Consider the following 22206-nt stretch of genomic DNA (forward strand, 5'->3'; position numbering starts at 1 on the left):
TGTTTAGAACTCTAAAGTAGTACCTTTTTTAATTCTAACAAATTATTGTGTCTTTTTTATTAGTTCATTTAGTATCGAATTTAGCCCTTCTGAAGCAGTATTTTTAATAACGGTTAGTGAGCAAGGTGTATGCTGAACTAACGCTGGGTTCGTGTCTATATAATAGGCTTGAGCATCTGATCTAGCATAAGATATTAGTGAGGCTGCAGGATATACTTGCATAGAGGTTCCTATGATGATGATGATATCTGCTTCTTCTACTAATGGAATAGCTTTCTCTAGTTCAGGAACCATTTCTCCAAACCAAACTATATGTGGTCTAAGTGAATGACCGAGTTCATTAGAGTCATTTGCTAAGAGATCTTTTGTCCAAGGGTATATTAGTTTTTCATTCTGTTCACTACGCACTTTCAATAGTTCTCCATGTAAATGAATAATATTATTAGATCCTGCACGCTCGTGAAGATCATCTACATTTTGAGTGATGATACTTACATTGTAGTGTTGTTCTAATTGAGCTAGAATGTTGTGAGCTTTATTCGGTTGACAACTTAATAGTTGGCGTCTGCGATCATTATAAAATTGCAAGACTAGTTCTTTGTTTTGTTGCCACCCTTCAGGTGAAGCTACCTGCATAACGTCATGACCTTCCCATAATCCATCAGCATCTCGGAATGTTTTAATACCACTTTCAGCACTCATTCCTGCGCCTGAAAGGACGACTAATTTTTTTTCCATAATATTCTTACCTTTGCAATTGTCTTAAAAATAAATATATAATGAATATTTCAAATAAGCTATTTCAGGACGTTGATTATTTAGAATACTTAGAGACTTTCTTGACTGAAAATAGAGTAGAGCGTTTTAAAGAAGTTTTAAAGGATCGTACAAATCATTTTACTGTTGTAGCTGAAGATGTATATCAATTGCATAATACGAGTGCTGTAATGCGTAGTTGTGAGGTTTTTGGTGTACAAGACTTACATGTTATAGAACAAAAATTTGGAAAGCGTATAGATAAAGAAATAGCTTTAGGTGCTGAGAAGTGGGTAGATATTCACCGTTATGCATCTATACCTACAGCCATTGAAGATATCAGGAAGAAGGGCTATCAGATTGTGGCAACTACTCCTCATGTAGAAGCAAATCATTTAGAAGACTTTGATATTAGTAAGCCTTCTGCTATATTCTTTGGTACAGAAAAAAATGGACTGTCTCCTGAAATTATAGAACAGGCAGATGCTTATATTAAAATACCAATGGTTGGTTTTACAGAAAGTTTGAATATATCAGTGTCAGCTGCGATTATTATTCAGAATCTAACTACGAGAGTAAGGAACTCAGATGTTGAGTGGAGGTTAAAGGAAGAAGAAATACTTGCAAAAAGAATTGATTGGGCTAGAAAGTCTATTAAAGATATTGATTTTGTAACTGAACGTTATTTAGAATCTAAGCAATAATATAAAACAAAAAACTCCTTCAATTGAAGGAGTTTTTTGTTTTATATAAGTGATGTTATTTAAGTACTAGGATTGCTCTTTTTGCGTAGTTTCATATTGATAAACTCTACAGCTAACGAGAATGCAATAGCGAAATATAAATAACCTTTCGGTACAGCTCCTATTTCTTGTCCAGCTAATACAGCATGTGAGATGTGCATACTTTCTGTAGTAAGCATAAATCCAATCAATATTAAGAAGGAAAGTGCAAGAATTTGAATAGAAGGGTTCTTATTCACAAAGTTACCTACAGGTATAGCAAACAACATCATCACTCCAACAGAAACAATAACTGCAGCAATCATAATATATAGAGCTCCTTGTAAGCCATTAGTCATACCTACAGCTGTTAGAATACTATCAACAGAGAATATAATATCAATCATTAAAATCTGCATGATAATGTTGCTAAATGATTTAGTAGCTATTTTTTTTGCATTAGGAGCTTCATCTATAGGGTGATGATCATGCACATGAGCTACTTTTTCATGTATCTCTTTGGTCGATTTATAAATCAAGAAGATACCTCCACCTAATAAGATTAATGCTTGTCCATTGAAGTCTGCGCTAAACCAACTCCAATTGATACTAAATAAAGGTTTTTTCATAGCGATAAGCCATGTAACACCAAATAATAATGCAATACGCATAAACATGGCTAAAAACAGCCCTATTTTTGTTGCTTTTTTGCGTTGTTCTTCAGGTAGTTTACCTGTGACGATTGAGATGAAGATAACATTGTCTATTCCTAATACAATTTCTAAGAATGTCAATGTAATAAATGCTACTATAGCATCTGCAGTTAAAAATACTTCCATAGTATTTAGTTGTGGATTAGATTATAAATCAGCTATTTTTTTAATAGTTCCTCTTTCTCTTCTTGCATCTCCTACATACCCATATTCGAAAGTACATAGATCTCCGTCTGTAGTAATTATCTTAATGCTAACAGGCTTTTTATCAGCCATAGTTTTAGGATTAAGTTTCTCTAAGATAAACTCGCAATCGTTTACCCAACGTATAGCAGCACTATCTGTTTTACCTTCGAATGTTTCTATTTCTAATTCTTCAGTTCTAATGAAAGTAGAAACTTTCTTTTCTCCATTAATTTCGGCAGTAAATTCGAATTTACCTGTTTTAAATTTAGCACAATTTCTTTCTTGATTATAACAAGAGACTAATAAAAATAAAAAAGGTAAAAAGTAAAGTAGTTTAGTTTTCATGTTTTTAATTTCCAAAAAGTGATTTTATAATAGTTTGTAATCCTTTAAAAAATAATAGCATAGAAGTTAAGCATATTAAACATCCTAAAATAAGTATAGGATAGAAAAAAGGGTGAGCTTGATTTTTTAAAGAACTATGGATAACGATAGGGCCTAAAAACATAAGAGGTAAAGTAATCATTAAGTATTTTACACCTTTGCTCAACAGTTTTCGATCAGTTTGTGGTTCTTCCATTATTTAGTTGATTTAAAACTTTCTATTGCTAAGCGGACATTCTGATATTGGTCTAAAAGCCCTTTAGCGATAGTGTAGTCTATATTTAATTCATTTATAATCATTTGTATTCCTCTTTCTTGTAGTTTAGCATTAGTCATTTTCATATCGACCATTTTATTGCCTTTTACTCGACCAATTTGTATCATACTACTAGTTGAGATCATATTAAGAACGAGTTTCTGCGCAGTACCAGCTTTCATACGAGAGCTACCTGTTACAAACTCAGGTCCTACGACCACCTCTATAGGATAATCAGCTACTTCAGCAAGAGGACTTTGAGGATTACAAGTTATACAACTTGTTGTGATTTTATTTTTTTGGCATTGTTCTAATGCTTTAATAACATAGGGAGTAGTACCAGATGCAGCGATACCAATGACAATATCTTTTGAATTGACATTATACTGTTGTAAATCTAACCAACCTTGTAAAGGATTGTCTTCTGCATTTTCTACAGCATGTCTAATGGCGTGATCTCCTCCGGCAATGATCCCAATAACTAAATCAGGTGATACTCCATAAGTAGGAGGGCATTCTGAAGCATCTAGGATTCCTAATCGTCCTGAAGTACCTGCTCCAATGTAGAATAGTCTTCCTCCATTGTTTAATTTAGAAACAACTTGTGTTACTGTCCTTTCTATTTGAGGAATTGCTTTTTCTACAGCTAAGGGAACAGAAAGATCTTCTTGATTGATATTAGACAATAATTCTTGGATAGACATCTTGTCTAGATTATCATAATTAGAAGATTGTTCTGTAATTTTTATAAAACTCACTTTTGAATAGTTTTTAAAAAAGTATGAACACAAAAGTAAGCAAAATAGTTTACTAACCCTTATTTATGTAGTAGAGGAACGATATAATTTTATGCCAAAAAAGCAGATTATTAAGAAGAGAAATTTTCTTTAAAATTATATTTATTCTTTTATTAAGCTAGGTAAGTATTTCTTTACTAAAGAATAAGGAGTTATTTAATGTCATTAGTTCTAAAATGGTAAAATAATACTAGTAAATAATTTTTTGTGTTGTGAGAAATGAATTACTTTTGCAGAGAGTAAACTGCCTTATCGCTACTTTCAGTAATGAAAATAGAGGAAAGTCTGGACACCATAGGGAGGCATAATGGGTAACGCCCATCCTTGGCTTGCCAAGAGGACAAGTGCAACAGAAAGTATGTACAGGTAATGCTGTAGTGAAACCAGGTAAACTCTATGCGGTGAAATGTCATGTATATTTAGCGTTTGAGGGTGCCCGCCCGATGCTTTAGGGGTAGGCAGATAGAGCTATCGAGTAATTGATAGCCGAGATAAATGATAAGGGGGTACTTCGGTACTTACAGAATCCGGCTTATAGGTTTACTCTTTATTTTTAGTATCTATGAGGTACTAAAAAAGGACTATTATCTTAGATAATAGTCCTTTTTTTATATGTTAGTATGAGATTTATTCATCATCGTCTTCCTCATCTTCATCTTCTAGTTCGTATTCAAAGAAGGTAAATACAGAGCCACCATAGTTTTTTTCAAAAGAGAAATGTTCTAAATGGTCCATTTTTGTGAACTTAGAGTGCTCTATAACAACCATACCTTGCTCATCGACAAGTCCTTTCTCAAAAATATCCTTTAGTATTTTCTCAAATTGTTCTTGGGTAAAATCATAAGGAGGGTCGGCAAAAACGATATCATAAGAAGCCTGATGCTTCTCTATAAATTTAAAAACGTCAGACTTTAGTGGGATAATATTAAGATCTAGTTCTTTTGCTGTTTTCTTTATAAAGTTAACGCAACCCATATCACCATCTACACTTACGATAGATTCAGCTCCTCTAGAAGCAAATTCATAACTGATGTTTCCTGTACCTGCGAATAGGTCTAATATGGTTAGTTCACTGAAATTAAAGTGATTATTTAGAATATTAAATAGAGATTCTTTACTCATATCCGTTGTAGGGCGGACAGGTAGATTTTTAGGGGGCGAAATACGTCTTCCTTTTAGTTTTCCTGATATAATTCTCATGAATGGAATAAAATGTAATATTGTTTAGGTACTTGATGATGTAATAAAAGATCATCACTAATAAAAAAATTATTATCTACTACACTGACTTCTCGAATGTAGGTATATGCTTGTTCATAATATGAGTCATCCGTATCTACTCTTCCAATCAAGTAAAGTGGGTTTGACTCTGTATTTAATTCTAATTGTTCATAAGTAAACAAGATGTAATAAATAAAGTCTTGTGCAGTCTGGCATTGAAATGAATTAAAAAAAAGTAATTCTCCATTACTGACTACTACTAATTCAAAGTGATCTTTTTGTAAAAAAGCATAAACTTCTTTTTCAGTATTTTTACTTGACTTTTTTAGTAAAATCTCTACTAGTAATGTATTAATGTTGTGGTAAGTAAAGCTTCCAAATTTATCAATTAAATAATTATTGATATTGACATAAGGAATATAAACATTATTAATAGCACTACTTTCTAATTCATCAAAAGCAAAGAAGTCTGTAGAAAACACTTTTGTTGAATACTGTAGATAATACCCCATAGAATCTTCATTGAATAGTTTTCTTGGGATAAATGTATTAAGTGTATTATCATGTAGTACAATTACTTCATCGTATCTTTCTGTTAATTCTATATGCTTTTGAAAAATTTTGTCTAATTGTTCCTCTATAGATTTAGTTTGAGAAATAGCTTCAGATGCAAAGTGAATAATCTCATGTGCTAATTTGTCTTTAATAGCAAAAGAGAATTTATTTAAAGAAACTTGTATTAAAAGTTTATGGTAATTCTTTGACATCGTGAGTTTAAAATATGAATTTCGAATATAGGCAAAATTACACTTTTTTATTGCAATCTTCTAGTCAAGGGATAAAAAGCTTAGTATCTTTGGCATACAATAGATAAAAAAGAATATACAACTATGATAGGTCAACAGTTTTATAAACTACTCCGTCAGAAATTTCCTTATGATTTAACTTTAAAGCAAGACATTTTTCTTCAGAAGATTGCTGATTTTGTTACAAATGATACACAAGATGAATTGTTTGTATTAAAAGGATATGCGGGTACTGGTAAAACTACATTGTTATCTACAGTAGTTAATGAATTGAGAAGCGTTAATAAGTTCTCTGTGATGCTTGCTCCTACAGGACGCGCAGCTAAGGTGATCAGTAATTATTCTAATCGATCTGCTTTTACCATTCATAAGAATATTTATTATCCTAAGCCTAGTAAGACAGGAGGTACTTTTCAATATACCATGCGTCATAATAGAAATCGAAATACGATATTTATAGTAGATGAGGCTTCTATGATAGGAGATGCTAGTGCAGGAGATACCTCTATGTATCCACATGGATCTTTATTGGACGACTTAGTTTATTATGTGTATTCTGGTTTTAATTGTAAGTTGATTTTAATAGGGGATACAGCTCAGTTACCTCCAGTAGGAATGAATATTAGTCCAGCATTAGATATAGACCAGCTTCGATTTAATTATGATATGGATATTCAGCATATAGAATTAGATGAAGTAATGCGACAAGAAGTTGATTCAGGAATTCTATATAATGCCACAGAACTACGTCTGGCAATCGGGTCTTATTTTGCAGATACTTTTCAGTTTCAATTACAAGGGTTTAAAGATATTATTCGCCTAATAGATGGTTATGATATTCAGGATGCTATTTATTCATCATATTCAAACAGTGGGCCAGAAGAGACTACTTTCATTGTGCGTTCTAATAAACGTGCGAATGCATATAATCAGCAGATCAGAGCTCGTATTCTAGATAAGGATAGCGAGATATCAGCAGGTGATTTATTGATGGTTGTGAAGAATAATTACTTTTGGCTTAAAGACTCAACTGTAACTGACTTTATAGCAAATGGCGATATTATTGAAGTTTTACAAATCTATAGAACAATAGAGTTGTATGGGTTTAGATTTGCTTCTGTACGAATTAGAATGATTGATTACCCTGATATGGCTCCTTTTGATACTATGATATTTTTAGATACTCTGACTAGTGAGTCACCTGCTCTTACTTATGATCAGATGAACAAACTGTATAATGAAGTGTTGTTAGATTATGAAGATGAGATAACCAAGTACCGAAAAATGCAGAAATTAAAAGAGAATGAATATTTTAATGCTTTGCAGGTTAAGTTTGCATACGCCATTACGTGTCATAAGTCACAAGGTGGTCAGTGGGAGACGGTATTTATTGAACAACCTTATTTACCTGATGGAATAACAGAAGATTACGTAAAATGGTTATATACAGCAATGACTCGTGCTAAAGATAAATTGTATCTAATCGGTTTTCAAGATGAATATTTTCTTCAAGACTGATAGATAAAATAGTTTAACATTACCCAATTATTATTAATAACAAGATAGTATATTTGAATACTAAAAAAGATTAAAATGAAAGTTATAGCAGTAATACCAGCTCGATATGCATCTACCCGTTTTCCTGCAAAGTTAATGGAAGATTTAGCAGGGAAAACTATTATCCGTCGTACTTATGAAGCAACATTAGCAACAGGGCTTTTTGATGATGTATTTGTAGCTACAGACTCAGAGTTGATTTACAATGAAATTATCCATCATGGGGGAAGAGCTGTGATGAGTGTTAAAGAACACGAGAGTGGGAGTGACCGTATAGCAGAAGCTGTAAAAGATATAGAGGCCGATATTGTTATTAATGTACAAGGAGATGAGCCTTTCGTTAGTAAAGAGAATTTAGAAAAGCTAATTGATATATTTCAGAGAGATGAGGCTAAGCAAGTAGATTTAGCTTCTTTAATGACTCCAATTAATGAATGGGCTACAATAGAGAATCCTAATAATGTAAAAGTAGTTGTGGATGATACCAATACAGCACTATACTTTTCTCGTTCTGTAATTCCTTACCCTAGAGATAAGGAAGTGAAAGTACAGTATTATCAACATATAGGGGTATATGCTTTTAGAAAAGAAGCTTTGCTTGAGTTTACAACTTTGCCAATGAAGTTTTTAGAAGCTTCTGAGAAGTTAGAGCAACTAAGATACTTAGAGTATGGTAAGCGTATTAAAATGGCTATTACAAAGCATTTAGGGATAGGAATAGATACACCAGAAGATTTAGAAAGAGCTAAACAGATAATAGCAGATAATCCAGAATTAAGATAAAAAAAGAGGCTTTAAATTTTATTTTAAAGCCTCTTTTTTTATATAGTAGAATTGGTTATTTCCTCTTTGTTTTCTGTTTCAGTATTTACTTCATGAGTATTGTTACTGTTTGTATTATTTTGATAAACAGGAGTAGGGATTGGAACTTCTTTTTTCTCAATAGGTACTTTGATTATAGTCTCCCATTCTGCTGCTAATCTAGAGTCAATAACAGACTTCTTAAGCAGTAAGATAATAGGTTCATCAGGTAGAATGTTTAATTCTTTATCACTAATCTCTGTTCTTGTCTTATGCATTGCCTCTGGTAAGAATGTGTAATAACCGATTAGTGTTGATTCAAAATAACTCTGTTTATCAAGTTTATCTATTTTATACTTTTCTTCTTCGTATAAGTATATATTCCCTTTAATAGGTAAGGCAAATCGATAAGTAAGCGTGTTTTGTGCTTTCGAATTGTTCAATATCAAATAGGGATCTCCTGCTATTTCTATTTGGTTAGTAGAACAAAAATCAGATAAGTCCTTATTTAAGGCTAATAAGTCTTCATTTAATGTTCCTATAGAAGAAGAAGCTTCTAGGTATAGGTATTCGATACTAGGAGTTGACTTGACTGCATCTAGTTTTACTTCATATTCTTTATACTGTTTAATAAAGTAAACAATAAAAGCATCTATGTTTTTGTTAAGACTATTAGTAGCTACTTGGTTAGGTGATCCTTTAAAAAAAGAAGTAAACTTTGTTTGCAGGTCTAAAGTCCCATTAAAAGTAAAAGTAATTTGTGTTTTATTTTGTTGACCTTTTAATCTCCAAATAATATTTGAAATCTTATTGTCATTTAAAATATCTTGAGATAAGCTATCGTATGGATGGCTATATTCTGCTCTTATATGATAAGATCCTAAATTTTCTAACTCTATTTGGTAAGTTCCATTATTAGACTTTTGGGAAGTCATCCAATCAGTCCAATTGTCTAAATCATTGATATAATTATAGACTATTTCTTTAGGAGCATCCACAGTGAATGTTCTCTCTACTTTATATTCGGGACTTTGAGTAAGTATGAATACAAAAAGAGAAACTAATGCTAATAGTAGTAAAAGAGAGAAATACTTTAGAATTTTCATAACAATTTAGAGCTATATGAATTACTTCAAAAAGTTTTTTAAAATAAATAAAGAACCTATAAATGATAAAAAGGCAACTAAGACCCATAGTCTATTTTTGTAATAGATACGGTGTAGTTTTATATCTTTTCTATACATGATAATCATTACTATGGTAAAAGCAATAATGAAAAATATAGCAAACTTAAGTTGTCCAGGTGTAAACATAATTATTTTTTAGCAAAAATAGTCAAAAGAGTTAGATTGTAGATAAAAAAAACGGCAGAATTACTGCCGTTTTTTAATATGATAAAAGAAACTTTAGATTAGATTTTTTCTGTCCATCCAAAAGTATCTTCAATATTCTTTTGTTGAATTCCTTGAAGAGCTGTCTTTAATTGAATTGCAAAAGAGTTCTCATCACTCACTTCTGGTAATCCATAGTAGTTATCTTGGAAAGCAAATCCTTCGATTTGTCCTACTGTAACAGCAGTTCCTGCTCCGAAGATTTCTTTTAATTCACCTTTAGCATGTGCATCTAGTAAATCTTGAACTACGATAGATTTTACTTCTACATTAATTCCTTTGCTCTTAGCGATGTCAAGTAAACTTTTTCTAGTCACACCATCTAAGATTCTCTCACTAGTAGGAGCCGTGATTAAAGTATCTCCAATTCTGAAGAATACGTTCATAGTACCTGCTTCTTCTAGTTTAGTATGAGTAGCATCATCAGTCCAGATTACTTGTTGGTATCCTGCTTCTTGAGCTAATTTAGTTGGGTAGAATTGTCCAGCATAGTTACCAGAACATTTAGTATAACCAACACCACCATTGGCAGCACGGCTATAGTGTTCAGCGATTTGAACTTTTACTTTTCCTGAGTAGTATGTACGTGCAGGCGAACAAATGATACAGAACATAAACTCACTAGAAGGTCCAGCTACTACACCTTCATGAGTTCCGATCATAAAAGGACGAATGTATAATGCATTTCCTTGTCCTTGTTTAACCCAATCTCTATCAAGGTTGATTAGCGCTTTTAATCCATCTACGAATCTCTCTTCATCGATATGTGGCATAGCCATACGTTCTGCAGATTTGTTGAAACGAGCCCAGTTCTCACGTGGACGGAATAACCATACATCTTCATTTGCATCTTTGTATGCTTTCATTCCTTCAAAAATAGCTTGTCCATAGTGGAACACATTTGTTGATGGAGCAAAAGACATTGGTCCATAAGGTTTGATTTCTACTTGTCCCCATTTACCATCTTTGTAGTGGCATACTAGCATGTGGTCAGTAAATACAGAACCAAACTTCAGGTTTTCGAAGTCAACTGATGCTATTTTTGATTTTTCTACTTTCTCAATAGAAAAAAGGTTGTTTGTTTCTAAACTCATTTCTTATAATGTTTTTTTAATTGTCTGTTTACTTATGCTTGCAATGTATTAAAAAAGCAACACATTACAAAATTATCAAAAAAAGTACTCAAAAATAGTTTCTTGTTGAACTTTATCTAAAATGCCGTGATAAATATTGTTTAATCGAAATTATTTACTGAAATTATAATAATCTATGAAAGATGTTTATATAAACTAATTCTTTTTGATTTATTTTTTTGACTTAATTTTGGTCTACCGAATACTTAATTTTTTTATCATGATAAGAATAATTGCTTCTTTAAGCATAATGGCTTTCGTTTTGACTGGTTGTAAAAATGAAAATAAAGATAACTCTACTATAGAGGATGTACAGAAGACATACGAATATTTTGGGGATAGTGTAGTGATGAGGGATGTTCTTTCTAAAGAAGCTATGCTTAAGAGATACCAAGAATTAAAAGAAGGAGATACTATTAAAGTACAATTTGAAACAACTATTAATGATGTATGTCAAAAGAAAGGTTGTTGGATGAATGTAGAGTTACCAGGTGAGAAAAAAGGATTTGTTCGCTTTACAGATTACGGATTCTTTGCGCCTATGAATGCCGCTGGACATGAAGTTATAGTAGATGGTAGAGCGTTTGTATCTGTAGTATCAGTAGATGAACTAAAACACTATGCTAAAGATGCAGGTAAGTCTGACGAAGAAATAGCAGCTATTACAGAACCTAAGGTTACTTACGCTTTTACAGCAGATGGTATCGCAATTAATAAAGATAAGTAATAGAAGGTGAGTAGTAAATCAATATTGTGTCTTGTTCTATTGGTGTTTTCAGTTTTGTTATCTTGTAAAAATGAAACTAAACAAGTAAAAGACAATAAAGAATTTGTGACGAAAGATACAACTGCTTTTAAGATGTATAATATGGCTCCGATGGCATCTCTTATGGAAGAGATGTATGCTCAAGGAGTATTTTTAAAGACAGAGATAGAACAAGGAAAGAAAGAATTGGGAAATTTACCTGATAAACATAGAGATATTCTTACTGCTAAGATGACAGATCCTAGTGATAGAGATATGTTTTTTACTGAGCAGGCAGAGCTGTATTTAAAGCTAGAGCAGATTCTCTATCAAGAGAATGAAGGTGATAAAGTACAACAGTTTAATGATATGATAAACTCGTGTTTAACATGTCATCAAATGAAGTGTGGTGGACCTATTCCTAGGATTAAAAAATTATTGATACATTGAAAAGAAAAATAGTGACAACTTCAGATGGCTCTACATCTATCGAAATTGAAGAATGGGGAGAAACTTACCATTCTATTCATGGAGCGATTCAGGAGGCAAGACATGTTTACATAGAAAGAGGTTTTGATAAGATAGAGAAAACTACTGTTAAAGTATTAGAAATGGGATTTGGTACAGGGTTAAATGCTTTTTTAACGTTAGTAGAGGCTAGAAGAAAGGATAAAATAGTAGAGTATCACAGTATAGAAGCATTTCCTGTGACAGAACAAGAAAGTGTCGCTTTAGACTTTAGTGCCTTATATGAGATAGATGGAGATGATATCTTGTTTAAACAGATGCATCAGTGCACGTGGGATGTATCACATGAGATTACTGCTGAGTTTACGTTACACAAGATTCATAGTACCTTCGAAGAAGCTGTAGTTAATCAGTCTTATTTTGATGTCATATATTTTGATGTTTTTGGATATCAGTTTCAGCCAGATTTGTGGTCAGTAGAGATCTTTCAGAAGGTCTATGACGCACTAGGTGATACTGGTGTTATAGCTACTTATGCTTGTAGAGGACCAATTAAAAGAGCGATGAAAGAAGTCGGTTTTACAATAGAAAAGGTATCAGGACCTCCTGGCAAAAGGGAAATGTTAGTAGGATATAAACGTTAATCTACTTCTATAAAACGACAATGTATAAAATATACAACCCAACTACAATTTATTTAATCATGAAGAATATTAGTTATTTATTCCTTTTTAGATTATTAATAATGTTCTTTTTTAGTTTTTTTGTGGTTATTTTTTTGTTATTCTAGTATTAATATTGTGTAATTAAATATGTTTTAAGGTTAAGTTTAGTGTAATGTTTTTTGTTTTAACAGAAAGTGTGTAAGTTTGTTTATAGAAAAAGAAAAAATAATAGTTATGAACAAACGTATGATGTTAGAGTACACTACCCTTGTACTTAAGAATGTCAGTTTTGATTCGGCCTTGTTTTCTAAAGAATTAGAAAAAGCAATGCATGCATTATTACCTTATGATTTAGAACAACTAATGATTTGGGTTAATGAATTTTTAAAAGAACAACCTAATCTTAGAGCTGAATTAGCTTTATTAGACAGTGAAATAATAGAAGAGCTTGCCTATGCATAGGCAAGCTTTTTTTGTTAAAATAAGAATTGGGTGCTTAAAAACGACTCATTGAGTTTTAAATTTATATTTTTACCAAACTAGAAAATTATAAAGAATGAAAAAAATAGTTTTATTAGCCATAATGTCTTTAGGGGTATTAATTTCTTGTAAGGATAAAAATATAGAGCAAGGAGAAAATAGTGCTGTAGAGCATAATGATGTGCCTGAAGTAACCGAACTAGATGCTTCTGAAGAGGTGAAGGTATTATATGTAGCTTCTAAGCTGGATGAGTGTGCCGGTATTGCTCCTAAAAAATGTATGATGGTCAAGGAAGAAGAGGATGCTCCTTGGGAGTTAATGTATCAAGAGATAGAGGGGTTTAATTATGAAGAAGGATATGAGTATAAAATAGAAGTAAAGAGAATAGATATAGCTAATCCTCCTGCTGATGCACCATCTTTTAGATATGTTTTAGTGACTGAAATCTCAAAGGAAAAAAAAGCATAATGCTATGGAAGATATCGTTTTAATGGATGATCGCGTTATTCTTAAACCCTTAGAAGCTTATAATTACAATGATTTAGTAGGTTTTGCAATTAAAGAACCTGAAATATGGAAATATGCAACTGTAGGGGTTCAAGGAGCTGATGGCATGAAGAAGTATATTAGTCAGGCAATAGAAGATAGAAATAAGGGGAAAGCATATCCTTTCATTGTTTTTGATAAAAAAACAGAAGAGTATGTAGGGTCTACACGATTTTATAATATTGATCAAAAGAACAAAACTCTACTAATAGGGTATACTTGGTATAGTAAATTTGCTCAAGGGACAGGAGTAAACAAGCATTGTAAGTATATGATGTTTAAATATGCTTTTGAAGTTATGGGGATGGAAAGAGTAGAGTTTAGAGTAGACAATACGAATGAGAGAAGTAAAGTGGCTGTTCAGAGTGTAGGTTGCGCCTTAGAAGGAGTATTGAGAAGCGAAATTATTATCCACAGTGGTAGACGAAGAGATACTGCTATATTTAGTATGCTTAAAGACGAATGGTTTAGACATGCTAAAAAGGAGTTAGAAGCAAAATTATAAGAACAAAAAAAAGACGATTTAACCAAATCGTCTTTTTTTTTATTATATTTTATCAATAACCTTGCGGCGTTCTGCCCCAGTAGTTTTAAAGTGAGTAGGGGTTAGACCTGTTACTTTTTTAAACTGTTTGCTTAAGTGAGCTACACTACTATAATTTAATTGATAGGTTATCTCTTTTAGACTTAATTCGTCATATACTAGAAGTTCTTTTACTTTTTCTATTTTTAATTGAATAAAGTATTGCTCTATTGTAGTAGATTCTAATTGAGAAAATAATAGGCTCAGAGCGTGGTAATCCATTTGCATTTTATCTGCTATATAAGCAGATAGTGGTACTTGTAAATTAGCATTGTGTTTTTGTACTAATTCTATTAATACTGTTTTGACTTTGTCTACTGTTTTACTTTTTTGATTGTCTAGGAGTTCAAAACCAATCTTTTGTAATTTAACTTCAATCTCTTTTAGCTGTGAAGAGTTCAAGTCTTCTTGTATTTCTATTTCTCCTAGCTCTATTTTAGTAGGGGTGTATTTTGCTTCTGTCAGTAGATTATCTACTGCCATTTTACACCTTTCGCACACCATGTTTTTTATATATAGTTTCATCTGAAATATCCTTTTAGAAACTCAAAGATACTAAATCACATTTGAACATAAATATACAGAGACAATATAGTTTGACAGTAAAAGTGTTATTTTATGCTTTTAGTATTTAGTTGATTTTATAGTAAATAATCATTGTTTTGTTATTTTTTTGATATAATTAGTATTACTCAAAGTGAGAATCAATATGTTTCTTCACACTTAGATAATTCGGTGGTATAGTAGTGTATAGCTCTGTTTTCAATAGTTGTATTTGTTACCTTTACTCATGATGATTAATTATAAGTAGTAATATGAAAATTTTTAATACAGCACAAATGCAAGCATTGGATAAAGAGACAGTATCCAATCAATATATATCTTCATTTAAGTTAATGGAGAGAGCAACAACTAAAGTCTTTGAGAAGTTGCAAACTAGATATAAATTATATCAAACATCATTTGTTATTTTTTGTGGAACGGGAAATAATGGAGGTGATGGATTAACCTTAGCTAGATTATTAAAAGAAGGAGGAGCTATGGTGAAGGTATTCTTGGTGCAAACTAAGAAATATAGTCCTGATAATACTCAGAATCAAGATCTATTAGAGGATAGAGATATCAATGTGGAGAAGTTTAATACAAAGAGTAAATTAAAAGTAAAGAAAGATGATGTTATCGTAGATGCTTTATTTGGTATAGGATTACATAGTCCTTTAGATGAAGAGTGGCGTCCTATCTTTGATTTTCTAAATGAAACTCCATGCCTAGAGAGAGTTTCTATAGATATGCCTTCAGGATTATTAGCAGATGTGGCAACACCAAAAGAAGCTATTGTATTTAAGGCTGATGTAGTTTATACATTCCAATTACCCAAAACAGCATTACTGTTATCTGATGCTAAAGAATATGTGAAAGAACTAGAAATATTAGATATAGGACTCGATCTAGACTATATAGAGGGTATTAAGTCGGATGCTTATTTTGTAGAACAGGACAAAGTGAAAAACTTAGTGAAATCAGGAACTAAGTTTAGTAATAAGGATGACTTCGGTAGAGTAATGTTAATAGGTGGGAGTAAAGGAAAAATAGGAGCTGTGACATTAGCAAGTAAGGCTGCTATGCATACAGGAAGTGGAATCGTGACGGCTTATGTACCGAGTTGCGGATATACTATCGTACAGATAGGGATACCTGAAGTCATGTGTGATACATGTACTAGTGAAGACTATATAAAAGTATTTCCATCTGTAGAACATTATGATGCAGTAGGAGTAGGGTGTGGTATAGGATTACATAAAGATACAACTACTGCATTAATCAGTTTTTTAAAAGAGAATAAGGATAGGAAATTAGTAATAGATGCAGATGCTCTTAATATTATTAGTGAACAGAAGTGTTTAGATAAAGTTCCAGCAGAAAGTATCTTAACCCCACATGAAAAAGAACTGAAAAGACTTATCGGTGAGTGGGATAATGACTTTGATAAGATTGATAAAGTAAAACAGTTGGCTAAAAAGCACAATGTCATCTTTGTATTAAAAGGAGCACATACGATAACAATAGCACCAGACGAAACAATCTATTTTAACTCATCAGGTAACTGGGGAATGGCTACTGCAGGAGTAGGAGATACTTTGACAGGTATGATTACCTCTTTACTTGGACAGGGGTACACTAGTAAAGAAGCCGCTATAGTAGGAGTCTATTTACATGGATTAGCAGGTGATTTAGCTATTGAGAATATTCATCCACATAGTCTAGTTGCTTCGGATGTGAGTAACCATATTAGTGCTGCTTATAATCAAATTGCATTATAAATAGTGAATATAAAAAAGTAAGACTACCTTCTCAGAGGTAGCCTTACTTTATTTGTTTAGCTTAGAATAAATAACGGTATCTAAGAATTGACCATCAAAGAACCAGTTTTCTTTTAAATGACCTTCTTTTATAAAGCCGCATTTTTCAAAAACTTTCATAGAGCCAATATTCTCTGGATCTAAGAGCGCTTCTATAGAATGTAATTTCATTGTAGAGAAGCCATAATGTACGATGACTTGAAGAGCTTCAGTTATATAACCTTTTCCATTATACTGGGGCAAAGACATATATCCTGTTTCTGCTCTATAGTGCTCTAGTTTCATACGATAAAACCCGATGGTGCCGATCATTGTACCTTCTTCTTTTAGCGTGATTGCCCAATTAACACATTCTTTAGCTGCCATTCTTTCATCTATAGAATGGATATATTGTTTTATTTCTTCTTCTGATTGTGTAAAGGGTACAGGTATATACTTCATCACTTCTGGGTCTGTACGCATGGTGTACATCGTATTTAAGTCATTTATATCTAAACGTCTAAGAATAAGTCTATCTGTTTCGAGTATGGGAAATATGGTTAAGTCTATATTTAGCATGTTTTTTGAATTGGTTTAAAAACAAATCTAAATAAAATATGGCATAGACTATAAGTCTATGCCATATTTTATCATTTTTAATAAGTAGAACTATTTAGTTACTTCATCTATTAAGTAGAAGATAGATTTAAAGTTTACACCTCCATATTCTGTTAGCCCTATTTCACACGTACGACTAGTAGAGAATGCATCCTTTGCATCAGTAGGTATTTGTTCTTTTAAGTGTCTATTACCATGTTTGTTTAATTCAGGGAACGTAAACCCTCTATCTCCTGCGAAGCCACAGCAGTTGCTATCAATATAGTTTACTTTCTCAGCACACAGCTTAGTCAATTCAAGTAACTTGCCTTCTAATCCTACTTTCTTAACAGAGCATACAGGGAATACACTAATTTCTTTTCTTGGACTCTTAACAGGTAATATAGGCATCACATAATCTAACATAAATTCGATAGGATCGTGCATTTTTAGCTTACCATCTTTATGAGCATCATAGAAGGTATAAAAACAAGGACTCATGTCGAATAATACAGGATATCTACCATCTTCAGTAGCTTTTAATAAAGCAAGTTCTAATTCGGATGATTTAGTATGACCTTCTTCTTTCATTCCTTTACTGCTAAATGGCATTCCACAGCACATATTATTTACGTTTTCTGGATAGATAATGGTATATCCAGCACGTTTAAGTAGTTCTACGGTTTTAGCAGTTAAGTCCATATCAGATTTAGGATAGTCATTAGATTTACCCATTGTTCTATTAATGCATGAAGGGAAGTAAACTACTTTTCTATCTTGTCCAGGATTAACGATAGCTTCTGTTATTTTGTGCTTATTGCCTTTAGGCATAGCTACGTTCCATTGCGGTATTTTATTACCAGACATCTTACGCATACCACTTGACACACTAGTCATAATCTTATTTCCTAAGATATTTTGGAATACCCCGACGGTGTTTAATGCTTTGCGTCCCATAGCTGTTACGCGTTCCATATTTTCTACGAAGTATTCAGCATTCTTTCTGTCTTTCTCAGTAATAGCACTATGACGAATATCTTTAATGTATTTACCCGTATCTATTTTTACAGGGCATGCTAAGGCGCATAGCCCATCTGTTGCACACGTTTCGTCTGCATAGTAGTGAGCACTATTAACTAAGTTCTCTAATTCTTCTGTATCTTTTCCTATGGCTTGTAGTCTTGCTATTTCTCTACCTACTACGATACGCTGTCTTGGTGATAGTGTCAGTCCTTCTGAGACACAGTGTGATTCACAGAATCCACATTCAATACATTTATCTACTATTTCGTTGGTAGCAGGAGAAGCCTTGAAGTTCTCTAAGTGAACATGAGGATTAGCATTGATAATCACACCAGGATTAACTAAGTTATGTGGGTCGAAGATAGTTTTGACTTTTAACATAATGTCATACGCTTGTTTACCCCATTCTTTCTCTACGAAAGGAGCCATATTTCGCCCTGTTCCATGTTCTGCTTTTAATGAACCATCAAATCTATCTACTACTATTTCTACCAACCCATCCATTAATCGAGCATATCTGTCTATTTCTTCTTGAGTAGAGAAATCTTGTGAGAATACTAGGTGTAAGTTTCCTTCTAAGGCATGCCCGAATAGTACTGCATCATGGTATTGTAATTCTGCAAACAAATCTTTCATGGCGATGCACGCATCGGCTAATTTCTCTACAGGAAAGGCAACATCTTCAATGATACAAGTAGTGCCTGTCTTTCTCAATGCTCCTGTAGTAGGTAATAGACCATTTCTAGCCTTCCAATTGAATGCATATTGTTGAGGTTCTGAAGTAAACTCAAAAGGTTTATAAGTAGGAGTAGAAGCAATTGCCTCTCTAATCTGTTGTTGTTTAGTTGACATTTCAGTTTCATTCTTTGCTTGTGCTTCCACAAGTAAGATACAAGCCGTTTCTGGTAATGTCTTGAAATATTCTGGGGCAGGAGCTTCATCTTCGATAGATTTAATACTATTTCTATCTAGTAACTCTACTGCCGCTACAGGGCTTTTCTTTAAAAAAGGCACTGCTTGACAGGCTTTTTCTATCGTTTCAAAAATCATTAATGTACATGCTTTGTGTTTGTAATTAATGACTGTATTATATGTAATATCAGAGATAAAGGCTAATGTACCCTCAGACCCTATCATAATATGCTTAATGATTTCATAAGGATCGTGATAGTCTATAAATGCATTAAGGCTATATCCTGTAGTATTTTTGATTTTAAACTTGCGCTCTATTCGGTCGTATAGTGTGCGATCTGTGTAGATAGCGTCTCTTAGACGCTCTATTTCTTTGATGATTTCAGGGTGTTTCTCAGCGAATTCTTTTTTGCTTTCTTCGCTTGCTGTATCTAATACAGTTCCGTCATAAAGAACAATCTTAATATCTGCAATTGTATTATAAGAGTTCTGCGAAGTACCACAGCACATTCCACTAGCATTATTAGCCGCGATACCACCTATCATTGCAGCATTGATAGAGCCAGGATCTGGACCTATCTTACGTCCATAAGGAGCTAGGATAATATTAGCTCTTCCTCCAATAATACCAGGCTGAAACTTCGCTTGAAGCCCATTGTTTAAAATCTCGTATTTCTTCCATTGATGAGTAGCCACCATCAAGACAGAATCTGTTACTGCCTGTCCAGATAGACTTGTTCCTGCCGCTCGGTACGTCACCGCTACATTATGCCTTGTAGCAGTCTGTAGAGTAGCTACAGCTTCTTGGTGATTGTGTACTTGAACAACTATTTTAGGAACTAATTTATAAAAACTAGCATCAGTACCATACGCTAATAGTTGAATCGGATTAGTGATAATTCTATCAGAATCTAAGTGATTAGCTAGTTCTTCTTTGAACTTTTGGTATTGTAATGGTAACATATTTCTATCTTTTTTAATATGCTACAATTTACAAAACATATAAAAAAGATAAGAGTGGAACGCTTTGTTTATACTGGATTTAAATAAGATGCGGTAGTTGGAGGTATGGTGATGAATAATGTTTAAATTATAATGTTTCGAGATTGCTAGGGGTTTTCTTGAGGTTTTCTTCAAGAAAATGCCTTCTGGGCTAGAAACCCCAAGGAATCTCCTAGAAAACTTCAATAAAGTGCAAGAAAAATAGGACTTGGTTGCTAGAGAAAGTTTAGTAGAGATTACTTAGAAAGACGTTCTTCTAAATTGTTTTGCTCTAATTGGTTAGTGTTAAAAATAACTATTGGAAGGCCATCATAAAAAACAAAAAAGACCACTATGAAATCCAAGGTTTAAATACTACCTTTGCACGAAATTTAGACACACAACAACACAAAGTCATTTAGTATGTATAAAAGCATTATTAAGCCTATATTTTTTAGGTTTGACCCAGAGAAAGTGCATCATTTTACCTTCGGTGCTCTTAAATTCGTGAATAGTATTCCTGGTGTATCCGCACTTATTCGCGCCAATTGTCAAGTAAATGACCCTCGATTAGAAAGAGAAGTATTCGGGCTGAAGTTTAAGAATCCAGTAGGTCTTGCAGCAGGTCTGGATAAGGATGCTAAGTTATATAGTGAATTAGAGAACTTTGGTTTTGGTTTTATAGAAATAGGGACTCTTACTCCCAAAGGACAACCAGGAAATCCTAAAAAGAGATTATTCCGTCTAAAAGAAGACAATGGTCTTATCAATAGAATGGGATTTAACAATGGAGGGATAGAAGAGGCTATAGAACGTCTAAAGAAAAATAAAGGAACGCTGATAGGAGGGAATATTGGGAAGAATAAAGTGACACCTAATGAACAAGCAAATGAAGATTATGAAATCTGTTTTGAAGCGTTGTTTCCTTATGTAGATTATTTCGTGGTAAATGTGAGTTCACCTAATACACCTAATTTACGTGCGCTACAGGATAAAGAACCACTAAAAGCGTTACTTCACGGATTACAAGTTAAAAATAATCAGAAAGAGGCTCCTAAGCCTATTTTATTGAAGATAGCACCAGACTTAACAGATGATCAGTTATTAGATATTATAGAGATTGTTACAGAAACAAAAATAGCTGGAGTAATCGCTACGAATACTACTATCGATCGCAGTAATCTGAAGTCTATTCATCAGCAAGAAACAGGGGGACTAAGTGGAAAACCTTTGACGAAGAGAAGTACTGAGGTTATTCGATTCTTATCTGAGAAGAGTAATAAAGCATTTCCTATCATCGGTGTAGGAGGTATACATTCTGCAGAAGATGCGATAGAAAAACTAGAGGCAGGAGCGAGCTTGATTCAGCTTTATACTGGCTTTATATATGAAGGACCGGGCTTGATTAAAAAGATTAATAAAGCCATATTATCTAAATACTAGAATTAATTATGTCAACAGAAGTATTATATACTTTTTTTATAACTTGTTTTTTATTGATTATTACTCCAGGGCCAGATATTCTATATGTGGTTTCGCAGAGCATTACCAGAGGGCGTAAGTATGGATATGCAGTAGTGGTAGGACAGGTAGGAGGTTTATTATTCCATTTATCATTATTTGCTTTTGGAATCTCCGCTTTAATTACGCAATCTGAATTACTGTTTAAAGGTGTTAAGTTATTCGGAGCCTTATATCTATTCTGGTTGTCTTATAAAGTATTTCAGGAAGAGAATGTAATCGTCATTGATGAATCTACTTCTGGGCAAAACGATAAGACTTTTATGGGATTTGTCAGAAAAGGATTGCTTATGAATGTTTTAAATCCAAAGGTGATGATGTTCTTTTTGGCTTTATTCCCAGGGTTTATTACAGAAAGTGCAGGTAGTGTACAGAAACAGGTTTTTGTGCTAGGTACAGTCTTTATTACAGAAGCAGTAGTCATTTTTTTTATCATCTGTACTATAGCAGCTAAGCTGACAGATTATATGAGAGATAATAAATATGTCAACTTATTTTTAAAGTGGCTTCAAATCATCGTTTTTAGTGGATTAGCAGTTTTCCTACTAGTAAGCTAAGAAGAAAATAATAGTAAAAAAGGTTCTAAGGATAATATCTTTAGAACCTTTTTTTATTTTTAGGA

At 32.9% G+C, this 22206-nt stretch carries 25 protein-coding genes and 1 other RNA gene; 13 read left to right on the top strand and 13 right to left on the bottom strand.

The features are described from left to right. Positions 1 to 42 precede the first annotated feature (42 nt). Positions 43 to 738, bottom strand: coding sequence for an SIR2 family NAD-dependent protein deacylase (locus HX049_RS07020; RefSeq protein WP_006258495.1), 696 nt, complete (start codon positions 736 to 738; stop codon positions 43 to 45). Between the two features lie 41 nt (positions 739 to 779). On the opposite strand from HX049_RS07020, the gene HX049_RS07025 reads away from it, so the two are divergent. After that, positions 780 to 1460, top strand: coding sequence for a TrmH family RNA methyltransferase (locus HX049_RS07025; RefSeq protein WP_006258494.1), 681 nt, complete (start codon positions 780 to 782; stop codon positions 1458 to 1460). Positions 1461 to 1519: 59 nt separating this feature from the next. Here HX049_RS07025 and HX049_RS07030 read toward each other — a convergent pair whose 3' ends face one another. Genes HX049_RS07030 through murQ form a run of 4 tightly spaced genes read right to left on the bottom strand, consistent with a single transcriptional unit; the run spans position 1520 to position 3775 of the window. After that, complete coding sequence (locus tag HX049_RS07030) at positions 1520 to 2317, bottom strand: TerC family protein (protein WP_006258493.1); 798 nt, start codon at positions 2315 to 2317, stop codon at positions 1520 to 1522. A 21-nt stretch (positions 2318 to 2338) separates the two neighbouring features. Further along, the gene (locus HX049_RS07035; protein WP_006258492.1) at positions 2339 to 2722 is read right to left on the bottom strand and encodes a hypothetical protein; all 384 of its coding nucleotides are present in this window, start codon (positions 2720 to 2722) and stop codon (positions 2339 to 2341) included. A gap of 4 nt (positions 2723 to 2726) precedes the next feature. Next, complete coding sequence (locus HX049_RS07040) at positions 2727 to 2957, bottom strand: DUF6095 family protein (RefSeq protein WP_006258491.1); 231 nt, start codon at positions 2955 to 2957, stop codon at positions 2727 to 2729. Then, positions 2957 to 3775 carry an N-acetylmuramic acid 6-phosphate etherase gene (gene murQ, locus HX049_RS07045; protein WP_006258490.1) on the bottom strand — a complete coding sequence of 273 codons (819 nt, stop codon included), beginning with the start codon at positions 3773 to 3775 and terminating at the stop codon, positions 2957 to 2959. The genes HX049_RS07040 and murQ overlap by 1 nt, the downstream gene beginning before the upstream one ends. Before the next feature lie 275 nt (positions 3776 to 4050). Here murQ and rnpB point away from each other — a divergent pair. Further along, positions 4051 to 4365, top strand: an RNA gene (gene rnpB / locus HX049_RS07050) — RNase P RNA component class A. A gap of 76 nt (positions 4366 to 4441) precedes the next feature. Here the strand turns inward: rnpB and HX049_RS07055 are convergent. Both HX049_RS07055 and HX049_RS07060 read right to left on the bottom strand, forming a co-directional pair. Beyond that, on the bottom strand, positions 4442 to 5014 hold the full coding sequence (locus HX049_RS07055; RefSeq protein WP_006258489.1) for an RsmD family RNA methyltransferase: 573 nt from the start codon (positions 5012 to 5014) through the stop codon (positions 4442 to 4444). Next, positions 5011 to 5802, bottom strand: a complete 792-nt coding sequence (locus HX049_RS07060) for a DUF3822 family protein (protein WP_006258488.1) — start codon at positions 5800 to 5802, stop codon at positions 5011 to 5013. Before HX049_RS07060 ends, HX049_RS07055 begins: the two co-directional genes overlap by 4 nt. Positions 5803 to 5925: 123 nt before the next feature. Here HX049_RS07060 and HX049_RS07065 point away from each other — a divergent pair, with 123 nt between their 5' ends. Both HX049_RS07065 and kdsB read left to right on the top strand, forming a co-directional pair. Further along, positions 5926 to 7359 (top strand): ATP-dependent DNA helicase, encoded by a 1434-nt coding sequence (locus HX049_RS07065; protein ID WP_006258487.1) that lies wholly within the window; start codon positions 5926 to 5928, stop codon positions 7357 to 7359. A gap of 75 nt (positions 7360 to 7434) precedes the next feature. Further along, positions 7435 to 8181 (top strand): 3-deoxy-manno-octulosonate cytidylyltransferase, encoded by a 747-nt coding sequence (gene kdsB, locus HX049_RS07070; RefSeq protein WP_006258486.1) that lies wholly within the window; start codon positions 7435 to 7437, stop codon positions 8179 to 8181. Positions 8182 to 8219: 38 nt separating this feature from the next. On the opposite strand, the gene HX049_RS07075 is transcribed toward kdsB, so the two are convergent. The 3 genes from HX049_RS07075 to HX049_RS07085 form a co-directional block, all read right to left on the bottom strand. After that, positions 8220 to 9305, bottom strand: a complete 1086-nt coding sequence (locus HX049_RS07075) for a hypothetical protein (RefSeq protein WP_286415053.1) — start codon at positions 9303 to 9305, stop codon at positions 8220 to 8222. A gap of 21 nt (positions 9306 to 9326) precedes the next feature. Next, the gene (locus tag HX049_RS07080) at positions 9327 to 9512 is read right to left on the bottom strand and encodes a hypothetical protein (protein WP_006258484.1); all 186 of its coding nucleotides are present in this window, start codon (positions 9510 to 9512) and stop codon (positions 9327 to 9329) included. Between the two features lie 98 nt (positions 9513 to 9610). Continuing rightward, positions 9611 to 10684, bottom strand: coding sequence for a branched-chain amino acid aminotransferase (locus HX049_RS07085; RefSeq protein ID WP_006264181.1), 1074 nt, complete (start codon positions 10682 to 10684; stop codon positions 9611 to 9613). A 289-nt stretch (positions 10685 to 10973) separates the two neighbouring features. On the opposite strand from HX049_RS07085, the gene HX049_RS07090 reads away from it, so the two are divergent. The 6 genes from HX049_RS07090 to HX049_RS07115 all read left to right on the top strand — a co-directional run bounded on the left by HX049_RS07090 (position 10974) and on the right by HX049_RS07115 (position 14133). Next, entirely contained in the window at positions 10974 to 11450 is a 477-nt protein-coding gene (locus HX049_RS07090) for a DUF4920 domain-containing protein (RefSeq protein ID WP_286415074.1), read from the top strand. Positions 11451 to 11555: 105 nt separating this feature from the next. Then, positions 11556 to 11918: a hypothetical protein gene (locus HX049_RS07095; protein ID WP_286415055.1), complete on the top strand. Its 363-nt coding sequence runs from the start codon at positions 11556 to 11558 to the stop codon at positions 11916 to 11918. Next, positions 11915 to 12580 (top strand): tRNA (5-methylaminomethyl-2-thiouridine)(34)-methyltransferase MnmD, encoded by a 666-nt coding sequence (gene mnmD / locus HX049_RS07100; RefSeq protein WP_286415057.1) that lies wholly within the window; start codon positions 11915 to 11917, stop codon positions 12578 to 12580. Before HX049_RS07095 ends, mnmD begins: the two co-directional genes overlap by 4 nt. A 255-nt stretch (positions 12581 to 12835) precedes the next feature. After that, entirely contained in the window at positions 12836 to 13063 is a 228-nt protein-coding gene (locus HX049_RS07105; protein ID WP_006258477.1) for a hypothetical protein, read from the top strand. 94 nt (positions 13064 to 13157) lie between these two features. Further along, a complete protein-coding gene (locus HX049_RS07110) occupies positions 13158 to 13550 on the top strand; it encodes a DUF4377 domain-containing protein (protein ID WP_286415058.1) in 393 nt (130 codons plus the stop codon). Positions 13551 to 13554: 4 nt separating this feature from the next. Next, positions 13555 to 14133 (top strand): GNAT family N-acetyltransferase, encoded by a 579-nt coding sequence (locus HX049_RS07115; protein ID WP_286415060.1) that lies wholly within the window; start codon positions 13555 to 13557, stop codon positions 14131 to 14133. Between the two features lie 42 nt (positions 14134 to 14175). Here HX049_RS07115 and HX049_RS07120 read toward each other — a convergent pair whose 3' ends face one another. Beyond that, a complete protein-coding gene (locus HX049_RS07120; RefSeq protein ID WP_286415062.1) occupies positions 14176 to 14736 on the bottom strand; it encodes a helix-turn-helix domain-containing protein in 561 nt (186 codons plus the stop codon). A gap of 290 nt (positions 14737 to 15026) precedes the next feature. Between HX049_RS07120 and HX049_RS07125 the strand changes: the two genes are divergently transcribed. Continuing rightward, positions 15027 to 16532, top strand: a complete 1506-nt coding sequence (locus tag HX049_RS07125) for an NAD(P)H-hydrate dehydratase (RefSeq protein WP_286415064.1) — start codon at positions 15027 to 15029, stop codon at positions 16530 to 16532. Positions 16533 to 16580: 48 nt separating this feature from the next. Here HX049_RS07125 and HX049_RS07130 read toward each other — a convergent pair whose 3' ends face one another. Further along, positions 16581 to 17129 carry a GNAT family N-acetyltransferase gene (locus tag HX049_RS07130; RefSeq protein ID WP_286415067.1) on the bottom strand — a complete coding sequence of 183 codons (549 nt, stop codon included), beginning with the start codon at positions 17127 to 17129 and terminating at the stop codon, positions 16581 to 16583. A gap of 90 nt (positions 17130 to 17219) precedes the next feature. Then, positions 17220 to 20045 carry an FAD-binding and (Fe-S)-binding domain-containing protein gene (locus tag HX049_RS07135; RefSeq protein WP_286415069.1) on the bottom strand — a complete coding sequence of 942 codons (2826 nt, stop codon included), beginning with the start codon at positions 20043 to 20045 and terminating at the stop codon, positions 17220 to 17222. Positions 20046 to 20486: 441 nt separating this feature from the next. On the opposite strand from HX049_RS07135, the gene HX049_RS07140 reads away from it, so the two are divergent. Both HX049_RS07140 and HX049_RS07145 read left to right on the top strand, forming a co-directional pair. Further along, positions 20487 to 21506, top strand: coding sequence for a quinone-dependent dihydroorotate dehydrogenase (locus HX049_RS07140; protein WP_006258469.1), 1020 nt, complete (start codon positions 20487 to 20489; stop codon positions 21504 to 21506). Positions 21507 to 21514: 8 nt separating this feature from the next. Next, positions 21515 to 22141, top strand: a complete 627-nt coding sequence (locus HX049_RS07145; RefSeq protein ID WP_006261704.1) for a LysE family translocator — start codon at positions 21515 to 21517, stop codon at positions 22139 to 22141. Positions 22142 to 22206: the final 65 nt, after the last annotated feature.

Origin of the sequence: Myroides odoratimimus, from assembly GCF_030326305.1 — a bacterium.
Lineage (GTDB): Bacteria > Bacteroidota > Bacteroidia > Flavobacteriales > Flavobacteriaceae > Flavobacterium > Flavobacterium odoratimimum_A.